This is a genomic window from Paraburkholderia sp. J76, from assembly GCF_905220295.1.
Classification (GTDB): domain Bacteria; phylum Pseudomonadota; class Gammaproteobacteria; order Burkholderiales; family Burkholderiaceae; genus Paraburkholderia.
Genome location: NZ_CAJMZJ010000003.1, coordinates 209,181 through 222,094, shown reverse-complemented (window position 1 = coordinate 222,094; position 12,914 = coordinate 209,181). Strand labels below are relative to the sequence as shown.

General features: G+C 65.3%; 13 protein-coding genes. 1 reads left to right on the top strand and 12 read right to left on the bottom strand.

What is annotated here, in order from left to right:
- Nucleotides 1–2: 2 nt before the first annotated feature.
- The 4 genes from ispG to ndk form a co-directional block, all read right to left on the bottom strand.
- Nucleotides 3–1,310 (bottom strand): flavodoxin-dependent (E)-4-hydroxy-3-methylbut-2-enyl-diphosphate synthase, encoded by a 1,308-nt coding sequence (gene ispG, locus U5768_RS07575; protein WP_322030056.1) that lies wholly within the window; start codon nucleotides 1,308–1,310, stop codon nucleotides 3–5.
- Nucleotides 1,311–1,474: 164 nt separating this feature from the next.
- Nucleotides 1,475–2,632, bottom strand: a complete 1,158-nt coding sequence (locus U5768_RS07570; RefSeq protein ID WP_322029770.1) for a RodZ domain-containing protein — start codon at nucleotides 2,630–2,632, stop codon at nucleotides 1,475–1,477.
- Nucleotides 2,633–2,844: 212 nt separating this feature from the next.
- Nucleotides 2,845–4,008, bottom strand: a complete 1,164-nt coding sequence (rlmN, locus tag U5768_RS07565; protein ID WP_322029769.1) for a 23S rRNA (adenine(2503)-C(2))-methyltransferase RlmN — start codon at nucleotides 4,006–4,008, stop codon at nucleotides 2,845–2,847.
- Nucleotides 4,009–4,154: 146 nt separating this feature from the next.
- A complete protein-coding gene (ndk, locus tag U5768_RS07560) occupies nucleotides 4,155–4,580 on the bottom strand; it encodes a nucleoside-diphosphate kinase (RefSeq protein ID WP_133181406.1) in 426 nt (141 codons plus the stop codon).
- Between the two features lie 328 nt (nucleotides 4,581–4,908).
- Between ndk and U5768_RS07555 the strand changes: the two genes are divergently transcribed.
- Nucleotides 4,909–5,607 carry a Bax inhibitor-1/YccA family protein gene (locus U5768_RS07555; RefSeq protein ID WP_322029768.1) on the top strand — a complete coding sequence of 233 codons (699 nt, stop codon included), beginning with the start codon at nucleotides 4,909–4,911 and terminating at the stop codon, nucleotides 5,605–5,607.
- Between the two features lie 104 nt (nucleotides 5,608–5,711).
- Here the strand turns inward: U5768_RS07555 and U5768_RS07550 are convergent, their stop codons facing one another.
- From U5768_RS07550 to U5768_RS07515, 8 genes are all read right to left on the bottom strand, one after another.
- Nucleotides 5,712–6,488, bottom strand: coding sequence for an MBL fold metallo-hydrolase (locus tag U5768_RS07550; RefSeq protein ID WP_322029767.1), 777 nt, complete (start codon nucleotides 6,486–6,488; stop codon nucleotides 5,712–5,714).
- Between the two features lie 11 nt (nucleotides 6,489–6,499).
- The gene (gene bamC / locus U5768_RS07545) at nucleotides 6,500–7,639 is read right to left on the bottom strand and encodes an outer membrane protein assembly factor BamC (RefSeq protein ID WP_322029766.1); all 1,140 of its coding nucleotides are present in this window, start codon (nucleotides 7,637–7,639) and stop codon (nucleotides 6,500–6,502) included.
- A 136-nt stretch (nucleotides 7,640–7,775) separates the two neighbouring features.
- Nucleotides 7,776–8,681 (bottom strand): 4-hydroxy-tetrahydrodipicolinate synthase, encoded by a 906-nt coding sequence (dapA, locus tag U5768_RS07540; RefSeq protein WP_322029765.1) that lies wholly within the window; start codon nucleotides 8,679–8,681, stop codon nucleotides 7,776–7,778.
- A gap of 44 nt (nucleotides 8,682–8,725) precedes the next feature.
- Nucleotides 8,726–9,358, bottom strand: coding sequence for a class I SAM-dependent methyltransferase (locus tag U5768_RS07535; RefSeq protein WP_322029764.1), 633 nt, complete (start codon nucleotides 9,356–9,358; stop codon nucleotides 8,726–8,728).
- A gap of 8 nt (nucleotides 9,359–9,366) precedes the next feature.
- The gene (locus U5768_RS07530; RefSeq protein WP_322029763.1) at nucleotides 9,367–10,569 is read right to left on the bottom strand and encodes a tryptophan--tRNA ligase; all 1,203 of its coding nucleotides are present in this window, start codon (nucleotides 10,567–10,569) and stop codon (nucleotides 9,367–9,369) included.
- A 4-nt stretch (nucleotides 10,570–10,573) separates the two neighbouring features.
- Entirely contained in the window at nucleotides 10,574–11,239 is a 666-nt protein-coding gene (locus U5768_RS07525; RefSeq protein ID WP_322029762.1) for a site-2 protease family protein, read from the bottom strand.
- A gap of 61 nt (nucleotides 11,240–11,300) precedes the next feature.
- Nucleotides 11,301–11,939 carry an L-threonylcarbamoyladenylate synthase gene (locus U5768_RS07520; RefSeq protein ID WP_322029761.1) on the bottom strand — a complete coding sequence of 213 codons (639 nt, stop codon included), beginning with the start codon at nucleotides 11,937–11,939 and terminating at the stop codon, nucleotides 11,301–11,303.
- A gap of 133 nt (nucleotides 11,940–12,072) precedes the next feature.
- Nucleotides 12,073–12,903 (bottom strand): 3',5'-nucleoside bisphosphate phosphatase, encoded by an 831-nt coding sequence (locus U5768_RS07515; protein WP_322029760.1) that lies wholly within the window; start codon nucleotides 12,901–12,903, stop codon nucleotides 12,073–12,075.
- Between the last annotated feature and the right edge of the window lie 11 nt (nucleotides 12,904–12,914).

Below are 12,914 nucleotides of genomic sequence, written 5' to 3'. Positions count from 1 at the left end.
GCTCAGTTCGTCGCTTCGGCGTTGCCGTACTTGCGCGCGACGTAGTCGCTCACGATCTGCTGGAACTCTTCGGCGATACGCTCGCCACGCAGCGTCTTCACCTTCTCGCCGTCGATGAACACCGGCGCCGCCGGGTTCTCGCCCGAACCGGGCAGGCTGATGCCGATGTTCGCGTGCTTCGATTCGCCCGGGCCGTTCACGATGCAGCCCATCACGGCAACGTTCATCGTCTCGACGCCCGGATATTCGTCGCGCCAAACCGGCATTTGCGCGCGCAGATAACCCTGGATCTGCGAAGCCAGTTCCTGGAACAGCGTGCTGGTCGTGCGTCCGCAGCCCGGGCACGCGATGACCATCGGCGTGAACGAGCGCAGGCCCATGGTCTGCAGGATTTCCTGGCCGACCACGACTTCGCCCGTGCGCGCGCCGCCGGGTTCCGGCGTGAGCGAGATGCGGATCGTGTCGCCGATGCCCTGCTGGAGCAGCACGGAAAGCGCCGCCGTCGAAGCGACGATGCCCTTCGAGCCCATGCCCGCTTCCGTGAGGCCCAGATGCAGCGCGAAATCGCAGCGCTTCGCGAGTTCCTGATACACGGCGATCAGGTCCTGCACGCCGCTCACCTTGCACGACAGGATGATCTTGTCGCGGCCAAGGCCCAGTTCGACCGCGCGTTCCGCCGAGCCGATGGCCGACTGGATGAGCGCTTCGTACATCACGCTTTGCGCTTCCCACGGCGTCTTGCGCGCGCCGTTCTCGTCCATCATGCGCGCGAGCAGGTCCTGGTCGAGGCTGCCCCAGTTCACGCCGATACGCACGGGCTTGTCGTACTTGATGGCCGCTTCGATCATCTGCGCGTACTGCGTATCGCGCTTCGCGCCCTGACCCACGTTGCCCGGGTTGATGCGGTACTTCGAGAGCGACTCCGCGCAGGCGGGATAGTCGCGCAGCAGCAGGTGGCCGTTGTAATGGAAGTCGCCGACGAGCGGCACCATCACGCCCATGCGGTCGAGCTGCTCGCGGATGTGCGGGACGGCCGCCGCCGCTTCCGGCGTATTGACCGTGATACGCACCAGTTCCGAGCCCGCCTGCGCGAGTTCCTTGATCTGGATGGCGGTGCCGATGGGGTCCGCCGTGTCGGTGTTGGTCATCGACTGCACGCGCACCGGCGCGTCGCCGCCGATCGTCACCAGTTGGCCGCCCCAGCGCACATGCACGGCGTGCGACTTGCGGCGCGGCGCGTGGCCGCCGAGGACCGGTTCGGTCGAGCAGATCTGACTGTTGCTTGTCGAGGATTGCGTTTCGCTTTGCATCGAAAAACCCATTTACGCCTCACGCGTGCTTTTCGCCAACCGCTTTTCGCGAACTGCTTTTCGCGAACGGATAGGCGGCGGCACCGCGTGAATTGAATAAGCGTTGAAAAAGCGTCGCGGCCGGCAACGAGACTTGCCTGGCCGCGACGCATGCCATGTCTTGATCAGGGCAGCACGAAGCGCGCGACATTGCCGCGCGCCGACGCGTACTTCGACGTGTCGACCGGCTGGCCGTCGATGGTCATCGACTCGATGCCGGCCTTGTTGCCCACAGTGATCTTGAGCGGCTCGGTGCCGGTGATCTCACGTGCGTCGCTGCCATGGATCATGCCCGAGAAAACTTCCTTGCCATCCTTCTGGCGCACGCTGACCCAGGTGTCCTGCGTCACGCGGATCGCGAACGTCGAGGTATCCGCGCCGCTGTCGGCCGCCGCGTTCTGGGCAGCCGCCGCGCTCGCCGCCTGCGCGTGCGCGGCGCTTGCCGCGTTGGCAACGGCCGCAGCCTGCGCTGCGCTCGCAGCGTTGGGCTTCGTGGCTTGCGGCGCCGGTTGTGCGGCTTGCGGCGCCGGTTGCGCAGCCTGCGGCGCGCTCGCCCCGGCACCCTGATCGGGCGCGGCATTGGCGTTCTCGCCCGCATCGTTTGCGTCGCCTTGGGGCGCCGCGGATTGATCGGCGCCTTCGACAGCCGACGCGCCACCGCTACCGGTCGCCACGCCCTGCGTCACCGTGGGCGACGACGCGCCCGGCTGCGCGCTCGCGCCGTTCGCCATCGCCTTCAGGCGGGCAAACCACACCGACGATTCGCCGCTATTCGTGTGCCACATGGAAATAGCCAGCACCGCGATCACGATGAGCGCCACACCCCACAGCCAGGAGGCGCGACGGCGCGGAGCACGCGCGCCACCGCCGCCGAGCGAGAGCGAGACGCGGCCACGCGGCAGATCGGAGCCAGCCGAAGCGGGCATCGACAGATCCGGCTGCGCAATGCCGCGCTCGCGGCGCAGCGCCTGCGTGAACGGCGCGGGATCGGCGCCGAGCAACTTCGCGTAGGCGCGCACCACGCCGAGCGCGAACGTCGTGTCCGGCAGATGGCTGGTATCGCCCGCTTCGAGTTCGCGCAGCTTCGACACCGCCACTTTCAGGCGCGCCGAGACATCTTCGATCGCCCAACCCCTCGCCTCGCGCAACTGCGCGAGACGCGCGCCGGCGGCGGCCAGCGTGTCGGGCAATGCCTGCACCGGCGAAGGCGTCGCGCCCGGCGCCGAACGACCTGCGCTGCTGTCGGTTCCGTCTGTCCCGAAAGGGTGCTGCGGCTCGCTCATCCCAAAGTCCTTGCGTCGATTCTTTTCAATACTGGAACCGGTGGGGCGCGTCCCGCCTCGCCTCTATCCGATTCGCAGACCGTTTATAACAAAATGCGCGGCCAGCCGTGAGACCTTTGGCCGCATCCGATCGCTTCTGCAACGTTTCTTGTGCTACTGCCCACGGCCGCGCGTTTCCCCCGCGCGCCGCCGTGGGCCCTCCTCATGCCGGTTCAGTGCTGAACCGGCCGTACTTCGATGACCTTGGCCGCGCTGCGGCCCATACGCTCGGCCAGGCGCGTGCGGTCCCGCACCTCGCCGGCGAGCTGCCCGCAGGCCGCGTCGATGTCGTCGCCGCGCGTCTTGCGCACGGTCGTGACCACGCCCGCATCCATCAGAATCTGCGCGAAGCGCTTGATCTGGTCCGATTTCGAGCGCAGCAAGCCCGACTCGGGGAACGGATTGAACGGGATCAGATTGAACTTGCACGGCACGTCCCGCGTCACGGCGAGCAATTCGCGCGCGTGCTTTTCGGTGTCGTTGACGCCGTCGAGCATGCAGTACTCGAACGTGATGAAGTCGCGCGGCGCGACTTCCAGGTAACGCTGGCACGCCGCCATCAACTCGCGCAACGGGTACTTGCGGTTGAGCGGCACGAGTTCGTCGCGCAGCGCGTCGTTCGGCGCATGCAGGGAGACGGCCAGCGCCACGGGCAATTCGGCCCCGAGACGGTCCATCATCGGCACGACGCCCGACGTGGAGAGCGTGACGCGCCGGCGCGACAAGCCGTAGGCGTTGTCGTCGAGCATCAGGCGCATGGCGGGCACGACCGCGTCGTAGTTCAGAAGCGGCTCGCCCATGCCCATCATCACGACGTTCGTGATGACGCGCTCGCCCTTGCCGTCACCGCCGGTCGCGCGCCCGCCTGCCGCGCCCAGAAGCGAGGCACGCAGGGCGAACTCCGCCATGCGTAGCTGGCCGATGATCTCGGCGGTGGTGAGATTGCGTGAAAAACCTTGCTTGCCGGTGGAGCAAAACCGGCAATTGACCGCGCATCCCGCCTGCGACGACACGCACAGCGTGCCGCGGTTGTCTTCGGGGATGAACACGGTTTCGACCGCGTTGCCGTTGCCGACGTCCACAAGCCATTTGCGCGTGCCGTCGGAGGAAACGTTGTCGCTGATGATGCCGGGCATGCCGATGGTGGCGCGCCCCTTGAGCTTCTCGCGCAGCGATTTGGCGAGATCCGTCATGCCGTCGAAATCGGCGGCGTTGTACTGATGGATCCAGCGCTGAAGCTGTTTGGCGCGAAACGGCTTCTCGCCCAGGCTCTCGCAATAGGCGACGAGCCCTTGGGCGTCGAGATCGAGAAGGTTGACGGTGGAACTGCTCGTCATGTCGAATCCTGCCATTTCAGTGCGAGAGCGCGCTCACCGCCCGCGGTGCCCTGCTGCCTGCGCAATTACGCGGAAGCGGGGGCTGGACGGTGAGCGTCATCGCCGTTCGCGACCCTATGCTACTACTGCAGCCTGCTCGCGCGTGCTTAGCGCGAGTAGACGTTGACTTGCGGGAAGAAGAACGCGACTTCCACGGCAGCCGTTTCAGCGGCGTCCGAACCGTGCACGGCGTTCGCGTCGATGCTGTCGGCGAAATCGGCGCGGATCGTGCCCTTCTCAGCCTTCTTCGGATCGGTTGCGCCCATCAGATCGCGGTGCTTCAGGATAGCGTTCTCGCCTTCCAGAACCTGGATCACGACCGGACCCGAGATCATGAAATCGACGAGGTCCTTGAAGAACGGGCGCGCTGCGTGAACAGCATAGAACTTCTCGGCGTCGGCGCGCGAGAGGTGAACCATGCGCGAGGCAATGATCTTCAGACCAGCGTTTTCGAAGCGGCTGTAGATCTGGCCGATCACATTCTTCGCCACTGCGTCCGGCTTGATAATCGACAGGGTGCGTTCGATCGCCATAAAAACTCCAGAAAATTAAGAGGTTACAGATTTAAATGAATCCGCAATTGTAGCATGTTCCCATGTATGATTGCGATTGAACCCTCATAAGCCATCAATCCGGGGCACGCGCGCTCAAACCGGGCATCGGGCGCCGCGTTGGCGTACCTTTCAGAGAGGTTTAAGATTGGCGGCATAATCTGGGTAACCCGCTGTGCGAACCGCGGTGCAAACATAACGGAAACTGTGTGGCAACCCGTTGAAACTCTGGGTCGGCACACTTATCTTATGGGGGAGCGGACCGCGCACCTGCGCACCCTCACCCACGCGTCTCACGCAAGGAGAAAGCATGAACGAGTATCCCTATAACTTCGGCCGCGGCGGCACCGTCACCTCGGCGGAGACCCGCAACCGCGTACTGCGCAACACCTACTGGCTGCTCGCGCTGTCGATGGTGCCGACGGTGCTCGGCGCGTGGGTGGGCGTCGCGACCGGCTTCTCGCTTTTTGCCGCCACCAGCCCGGCCATGAGCCTGCTAGCGTTCTTCGCGATCGCGTTCGGTTTCATGTTCGCCATCGAGCGCACCAAGAACAGCTCGGTCGGCGTGTTCGTGCTGCTCGGCTTCACGTTCTTCATGGGCCTGATGCTCTCGCGCCTGCTCTCGTTCATCCTCGGCTTTTCGAACGGCCCGCAGCTCATCATGCTCGCATTCGGCGGCACCGGCATCATTTTCACCGCCATGGCCACCATCGCCACCGTCAGCAAGCGCGACTTCTCGGGCCTCGGCAAGTGGCTCTTCATGGGCGTGATCGTGATCCTGCTCGCCGGCGTCGCGAACATGTTCCTGCAACTGCCCGCGCTGATGCTCACGGTTTCGGTGCTCGCCATCGCGATCTTCTCGGCCTACATGCTGTTCGACGTCCAGCGCGTCGTGAACGGCGGCGAGACGAACTACATCTCGGCCACTCTCGCGATCTATCTGGACCTGTACAACGTGTTCACCAACCTGCTCGCCATCCTCGGCATCTTCGGCGGCAACCGGAACTAAGTTGTAATCAAACCCTCACGGGGCCGGATGAAGAGATTCTCGCCCCGCCAAGCAAAAAGCCCATGACTTTCGTCATGGGCTTTTTTTCGTCTGAACGCTGGAACCTAGAGTGCAATCCAGGCGAAGCCTTCAGCTTGCGAAGCCACCCCGATTTCCGTCGCTGCGTTTCCGAGAACCGCGGCCATCGCCGCGCGCGCAAGCTCCGGCGTATTGTTCTGCTGGCTCAGGTGCGCGGCAATCAAGTGCCGCAGCTTCGCACGATCGAGCGCCGCGAGAATCCCTCCGGCCGCCTCGTTGTTCAGGTGACCATGCGACCCGCCAATACGCGCCTTGAGCGACGCCGGGTAGCGGCTCGCCGCAAGCATCGCGAGGTCGTGGTTGCATTCGAGCACCAGTGCGTCGCAACCGCTCAGCACGGCGCCGATATGCGGCGTCGATTCGCCGACGTCGGTGAGCACGCCGAGCCGGCTCGCACCGTCGCTGAACACGAATTGCAACGGTTCGCGCGCGTCGTGCGGCACCGTGTAGGGCAACACGCCGAGTTCGCCGATTTCGACCGTCTCGTCGCCCCACAGCACGTTAAGCTCGACGCCCGCAGCATCGTCGGCGCCCACGGCCTGCGCCGTGCCCCAGCTCATGTAAAGCGGAATCGACCAGCGGCGCGCCAGCGTAAGCGCGCTGCCGACGTGATCGCTGTGTTCGTGGGTGATGAGAATCGCGGTGAGCGAGTCGGCGGCCAGCCCCGCGCGGGCGAGGCGGCGCTCGACTTCCTTCGCTGAGAATCCGCAGTCGAGCAGCACGCGCGTGGGCGTCGTGCCGCTGCCTGCTTCTACGACCAGTGCGTTGCCCTCGCTGCCGCTGCCGAGGCTCGCAAATCGCATGTCAGCGCACGTCAGTTCAACTGCGCGTGGAGCGCGGAGACGATACGCTGCGCGTCCGACGAGGTGTCGATACGGCCGTTCGGGTCCACCACGGCAACCTGGGTCGAATTGCCCGTCGAGCGAACCGCCACGACGTATTCCGGACCCTGATCCTTCGCGGCCTTCTTCGGATTGTAGAAAAGCTTGCCGAGCAGGCCGTCGCCCTTCAGTTCCTGCATCGAGTCGGCGTAACGCACGTAGTAGAGGCCCTTCTCGCGGTCGCGGTTGTCGACCGTGAAGTTCGTGCGGTCGAGCGCGAGGCCCACGCGCAGCCACGCGGTGTCGAACGCTTCGGGCAGGTCGAGCGTCGTGCCGTCAGGACCGGCGGCGACCTTGACGCCGGCCGTCGACGGGCGCGCATCGGTCAGCAGTTGCTTGGACTGCGCGTCGGTCAGGCCGAACTTCTGCATGATCTTCGCGAGGAACGCGGCTTCGAGCGCCGGGTCGCGCGGGCGCTCCACCCACTTCGAGCCCGTCTTGTCCTGGCCCGTCAGCACTTCTTCCATCGCGTTATGCGTGACGGAGATATCGGTTTGACCGTCCGGACCGCGCGAAACCAGTACGCGGAAGCGGTCGCGCGTACCCGACGAGTACGCGAAGTCGATCACGCGGCCGATCGTGCGGCGGAACCAGTCGTCCGGAATGTTGGCGCGGTTCTCGGCCCAGTCGGTCGTCATGATGCCGGTGGACGGCGAGTCGGTCGTCAGCGTGAAGCCGTTTTCCGTCCAGAATTCCTGCAACTGCGGCCAGACGTCGTCAGGCGAGCGGCCGTCGACCACGAGCCAGCGGCGGTCGCCGTCGCGCTCCACGTGCATGCCGAACGGATCCTGCGCATCCGGCACGCCGAGCGTGGCGTTGCCGGCCGGCGTGACCGTGCGCTGCGCGGCGCCGCCAAGCGTGACCGTGGGCGGCGGCGCGACATACTTCTGGTCGTTCGGCGCCGACGACAGGTCCTGCGGCACATTCAGCGGCGGCGCGCTCGGCGTGTCCTTGTAGTTGACGCGATCGGACGCGAACATGTCGTTCAGCGACTCGCAGCCTGCGAGCGAGCCGAGTGCAAGCGCCAGCACCGCCATGCGGGTTGCGTGGAGGGAAAAAGCGGAACGTTTCATGTGGGCCTTCGTGATACGGGAACGCTAAGCCTTGCTCTGCGAGACGTTGGGTCCGGGTTCGGTCCGAGGTCTTTCAGTGATTGGGCGGTTGGGCCGTGGCGGCGTCGGTTGAAAAATCGGCGGCTGGCTGATCGAATCAGCCAGCCAGGCCGGCTTCGCGCAGCGCGGTGCGCACCACGTCGTGGTAGCGCGCGTCGAGCGGCGTGAGCGGCAGTCGGATGCCGCCTTCGATGCGGCCGAGTTCCTGCAGCGCCCACTTCACCGGAATCGGATTCGATTCGATGAACAGGTTCTTGTGAAGCGACAACAGCTTCATGTGGATCGCGCGCGCCGCCTTTGCGTCGCCGGCCAGCGCGGCCTTGCACAGGTCGCTCATCTGGCGAGGCGCGACGTTCGCGGTCACCGAAATGTTGCCGTGGCCGCCGAGCAGCATCAGCGCGATCGCCGTGGGATCGTCGCCGCTGAAAATCCTGAAGCCGTCCGGCGCATGCTTGATGAGGTGCGCGGCGCGGTCGATATTGCCCGTCGCTTCCTTCACCGCGATGATGCCCGGCACTTCGGCCAGACGCAGGATGGTCTCGTTCGCCATGTCCGCGACCGTACGGCCCGGGACGTTGTAGAGGATGACCGGCAGATCCACATCCTCCGCGATCTTCGCGAAGTGACGGTACATGCCTTCCTGGGTCGGCTTGTTGTAATAGGGTACGACCTGAAGCGACGCGTGCGCGCCCACTTCCTTTGCGTGCTTCGTGAGTTCGACGGCTTCGGCGGTGGAATTGCCGCCCGCACCGGCGATGATCGGCATGCGGCCGGCGGCATGCTCGACCGCCGTCTGGATCATCAGGATGTGTTCCTCGACGTCAAGCGTGGCGGACTCCCCGCTCGTTCCGACGACCACGAGAGCATCCGTCCCCTCTTGCACGTGCCAGTCGATCAGTTTGCGGAACGCCGGCAGATCGAGACTGCCGTCCTCGTGCATGGGGGTGACGATCGCGGGAATGCTGCCTTGCAGCGTAATGCCGTCCTGAGTGCCGTTAGCCATGAAACGCCAGAAAAATGAGTCGGTTAAACCGCGATTGTAGCGGATTAGCCGGTCAGATCGTAACGCGCTACGGGTAGGACCTGGTTCTCCGGTAGATTACCGGCTCTTTCGGAGGACGCTGAGGGCGTTTTTTCCCGTACGGCGCAGATGCGCTGAATATACGCCTCACGCGGCTGCGAAAGAAATCCGTCCTGATAGGCGATAACCCGCAGCGCGGGCGTACAGACCGCCAGCAATTCGCCCGGCGCGAGCAGGAAAGCCGGATTCGATGGCTTTCCGACAGTCTCGTTGCCCTGCGCGAACGTCTCGTAGATCAGGACGCCGCCCGGCGCGAGCGCCTCGATGAGACGGGGCATGAGTGGTCGATGCAGGTAGTTCGCGACGACCACGGCCGCAAAGCAGGCGTGCGCCGCGAGCGGCCAGGGCGCGCCTTCGAGGTCGCACTCCACGGTTGCGACGCCCGCCACATCCTTCAGTGTGGCAAGCGCCGCCGCGTCGCGATCGAGCGCCGCGACCGGATGACCTCGCGCCGCGAGCCATCGCGCGTGCCGTCCCGCGCCGCAGGCCACGTCGAGCACGGTGCCGCCGGCCGCGATGAGGTGCGCCCAGCGGCGCACCCAGCGCGAAGGTTCGGAAAGCCCGTGGGCCAGCGAACCGGCGGCAGACGTCGACGTCATCGGCCGGGTCAGTTGTACGAGAGGCCCATGGCCTCGCGCACGTCGCGCATGGTTTCGTTGGCGAACTTGCGCGCCTTGTCGCAACCGTCCGCGACGATTGCACGCAACAGCGACGGGTCGTCCATGTACTTCTGCGCGCGCTCGAGCATCGGCTGCTGCTCGCGCAGAATGCCTTCGATCACCGGCTGCTTGCATTCCAGGCAACCGATGCCCGCCGAACGGCAGCCCTTCTGGACCCAGTCGTGCGTCTGCTCGTCGGTATAGACCTGGTGGAGCTGCCACACCGGGCACTTGTCCGGGTCGCCCGGATCGGTGCGGCGCACGCGTGCGGGATCAGTCGGCATGGTGCGGACCTTCTTCGTGATCGACTCGGCGTCTTCGCGCAGGCCAATGGTGTTGCCGTACGACTTGGACATCTTCTGGCCGTCGAGGCCCGGCATGCGCGAGGCTTCGGTGAGCAGCACCTGCGGCTCCGGCAGGATGATCTTGCGGGAGCCTTCGAGGTAGCCGAACAGACGCTCGCGATCGCTCATCGACAGGCTTTGCGACTCCGAGAGCATCGCGCGGGCCTGTTCGAGCGCCTCTTCGTTGCCCTCCTGCTGATAGGCGCTGCGCAGCTCGTGATAGAGCTTCGAGCGCTTGCCGCCCAGCTTCTTCGCCGCTTCGTTGGCCTTCTCTTCGAAGCCCGGCTCGCGGCCGTACATGTAGTTAAAGCGCCGCGCCATTTCGCGCGCCATTTCCACGTGCGGCACCTGGTCTTCGCCGACCGGCACGAGCGAGGCGCGGTACAGCAGAATGTCGGCGGCCATCAGGACCGGGTAGCCGAGGAAGCCGTACGTGCCGAGGTCCTTGTCGCGCAGCTTCTCGATCTGCTCCTTGTAGGTCGGCACGCGTTCGAGCCAGGACAGCGGCGTGCTCATGCCGAGCAGCAGCGCGAGTTCGGCGTGCTCGGGCACGCGGCTCTGGATGAACAGCGTGGCCTGGTTCGGATCGATGCCCGAGGCGAGCCAGTCGATCAGCACGTCCCACACGTTCTTCTCGATGACATCCGGCGTTTCGTAGTGCGTGGTGAGCGCATGCCAGTCGACCACGCAGAAGAAGCACGGATACTCGGACTGCAGGCGCACCCAGTTTTTCAGCACGCCGTGATAGTGGCCGAGGTGCAGCGACCCGGTGGGCCGCATGCCGGAGAAGATACGGTCTGGGAACATGATGTTATGAAAGGAGCGATACAAGTGGGGTAAGGATGGCGGTGACCGCGTCGTAACCTAGACTTACAAGCGGGCGCAGCCAGAATCGCGTGAAGATGCCACTCACGAGCAACCCCATCACGATGATGAAACCATAGGGCTCGATACGGGCGAGCGCAATGCTCGCGCGCGTGGGCAAAAGCGCCCCGAGCACGCGGCCGCCGTCGAGCGGCGGCAGCGGAAAGAGGTTCAGCACGCCGAGCACGAGATTCACACCCACGCCGGCGGCGGCCATGCGCGTGAAAAACGGTTCATCCACGCCGAACACCGCGAGACCCACGCCGAACACGCCCCATACGATGGCCTGCACGAAGTTGCACAGCGGGCCGGCCGCCGCGACCCACAGCGTGCCCCAGCGCGGATTGCGCAGATTGCTGAAGGCGATCGGCACGGGCTTCGCGTAACCGAACACGAAGGCGCCGTTCGTCAGGAAATACAGCACGAGCGGCATCGCGATCGTGCCGATCGGGTCGATGTGGCGCATCGGGTTGAACGAGACGCGGCCGAGCACGTACGCGGTGTTGTCGCCGAGCATGCGCGCGACGTAGCCGTGCGCGGCTTCGTGCAGCGTGATCGCGAAGATCACGGGCAACGCGTAGACGACGATCGTCTGAATCAGATTGGCTTCCATGGCGGGCTATTGTATCAATGCGTCGATGCGCTCAGGCCTCGTTCATGCCGCGCAGGGTCCTTCACGCTTCTTCTTCTGCGATGCCGAACGGCGCCAGCGCGCCCCGCCCCGGCCGCACGAGCACCGGCTCTTCGCCCGTAAGATCGATCACGGTGGACGGTTCGCACGGACACGCGCCGCCGTCGATCACGAGATCGAGCTGTTTTTCGAGGCGTTCGCGAATCTCTTCCGGGTCGTTGAGCGGCTCGGTGTCGGGCGGCAGGATCAGCGTGGAGGCGAGCAGCGGCTCGCCCAGTTCTTCGAGAATCGCAAGCGGAATCGGATGCCCGGGCACGCGCAGGCCGATCGTCTTGCGCGACGGATGCGAGAGCCGCCGCGGCACTTCCTTCGTCGCGACCAGCACGAATACGTACGGCCCCGGCGTCACCGACTTGATGAGCCGGTACTGGCGGTTGTCCACCATGGCGAAGTTCGCGAGTTCGGACAGGTCGCGCACCATCAACGAAAGCAGCGCCTTTTCGTCGAGCCCGCGAATGCGGCGCAGGCGCTCGGCCGCGTGCTTGTCGTCGATGCGCGCGGCGAGCGCATAGCTCGAATCGGTCGGCAAGGCGATCACACCGCCGTCGCGGATGATCTCCACCGCCTGTTTGACGAGGCGTGGCTGCGGATTTTCTGGATGAAGCCGGAAGAACTGGGACATGGCAGTAATCAGCCGACGAGTCAATGAAAAACAGCGTCAATGAAAAACAGCGGGATGGTGCGAGAACGGTCGACCGGCGCGAAACGCCGTGCAGCAAGGGGGCGGAGTCAGCGGGTCGCGCGCCGGGCGCAGCCTACAGCCATCGCTCCCAGACAGGCTTGAGATCGGAAGGCAACGGCGGCAGCGTGCCAGGCTCGATTACGTCCGGGCCCGGCGCATGGAAGTCCGAACCGCGCGACGCCTCGAAACCAAAGCGTCGCGCGACGGCCGCGTATTCGGCGTACTGGTCGGGAGTATGGCTGCCCGTGACGACTTCGATGGCCTTGCCGCCCATATCGATGAATTCGCCGAAGAGCGTGTCGAATTCGAGCTGGGTGTAAGCGTAGCGGCCCGGATGCGCGATGATCGCCTCGCCGCCGGCGGCCTTGATCCACGAGATGGCGTCGGCGAGCTTCGCCCAGCGGTGCGCGACATAACCGGGCTTGCCGTCGCCGAGCCAGCGCGAAAACGCGTCCTGGGTGTTCTGGGCGCGGCCGCTTTCCACGAGAAAGCGCGCGAAGTGGGTACGCGAGATCAGATCGGGATTCGAGACATACTGGAGCGCGCCTTCGTACGCATCGGGAATGCCAAGTTCGCCAAGCCGCTCGCCGATCGCCTCGGCGCGGGCCGCGCGGCCGTCGCGCGTGCGCGCGAGCCCCTCGACGAGCGCGGCGCACTCCGTATCCACGTGCAAGCCAACGATATGCACCGTGCGCGAGGCCCAGGTCACCGAAATCTCCACGCCGCTCAAATAGCGCATGCCCAGCGCTTCGGCCGCCTCGCGCGCCTCGCGCTGGCCGCCGAGCACGTCATGATCGGTGAGCGCCCACAGGTTCACGCCACCCGCTTTCGCCAACTGCGCGACCGCAGCGGGGGCCAGTTGGCCATCGGAAACCGTGGAGTGACAGTGAAGATCGGCGTTCATTGGAGGCACGG

What these genes read in the sequence shown, in the direction of transcription:
- ispG (WP_322030056.1), bottom strand. Translation starts at nt 1,310, where the DNA reads ATGCAAAGCGAAACGCAATCCTCGACAAGCAACAGTCAGATCTGCTCG.
- U5768_RS07570 (WP_322029770.1), bottom strand. Translation starts at nt 2,632, where the DNA reads ATGAGCGAGCCGCAGCACCCTTTCGGGACAGACGGAACCGACAGCAGC.
- rlmN (WP_322029769.1), bottom strand. Translation starts at nt 4,008, where the DNA reads ATGACGAGCAGTTCCACCGTCAACCTTCTCGATCTCGACGCCCAAGGG.
- ndk (WP_133181406.1), bottom strand. Translation starts at nt 4,580, where the DNA reads ATGGCGATCGAACGCACCCTGTCGATTATCAAGCCGGACGCAGTGGCG.
- U5768_RS07555 (WP_322029768.1), top strand. Translation starts at nt 4,909, where the DNA reads ATGAACGAGTATCCCTATAACTTCGGCCGCGGCGGCACCGTCACCTCG.
- U5768_RS07550 (WP_322029767.1), bottom strand. Translation starts at nt 6,488, where the DNA reads ATGCGATTTGCGAGCCTCGGCAGCGGCAGCGAGGGCAACGCACTGGTC.
- bamC (WP_322029766.1), bottom strand. Translation starts at nt 7,639, where the DNA reads ATGAAACGTTCCGCTTTTTCCCTCCACGCAACCCGCATGGCGGTGCTG.
- dapA (WP_322029765.1), bottom strand. Translation starts at nt 8,681, where the DNA reads ATGGCTAACGGCACTCAGGACGGCATTACGCTGCAAGGCAGCATTCCC.
- U5768_RS07535 (WP_322029764.1), bottom strand. Translation starts at nt 9,358, where the DNA reads ATGACGTCGACGTCTGCCGCCGGTTCGCTGGCCCACGGGCTTTCCGAA.
- U5768_RS07530 (WP_322029763.1), bottom strand. Translation starts at nt 10,569, where the DNA reads ATGTTCCCAGACCGTATCTTCTCCGGCATGCGGCCCACCGGGTCGCTG.
- U5768_RS07525 (WP_322029762.1), bottom strand. Translation starts at nt 11,239, where the DNA reads ATGGAAGCCAATCTGATTCAGACGATCGTCGTCTACGCGTTGCCCGTG.
- U5768_RS07520 (WP_322029761.1), bottom strand. Translation starts at nt 11,939, where the DNA reads ATGTCCCAGTTCTTCCGGCTTCATCCAGAAAATCCGCAGCCACGCCTC.
- U5768_RS07515 (WP_322029760.1), bottom strand. Translation starts at nt 12,903, where the DNA reads ATGAACGCCGATCTTCACTGTCACTCCACGGTTTCCGATGGCCAACTG.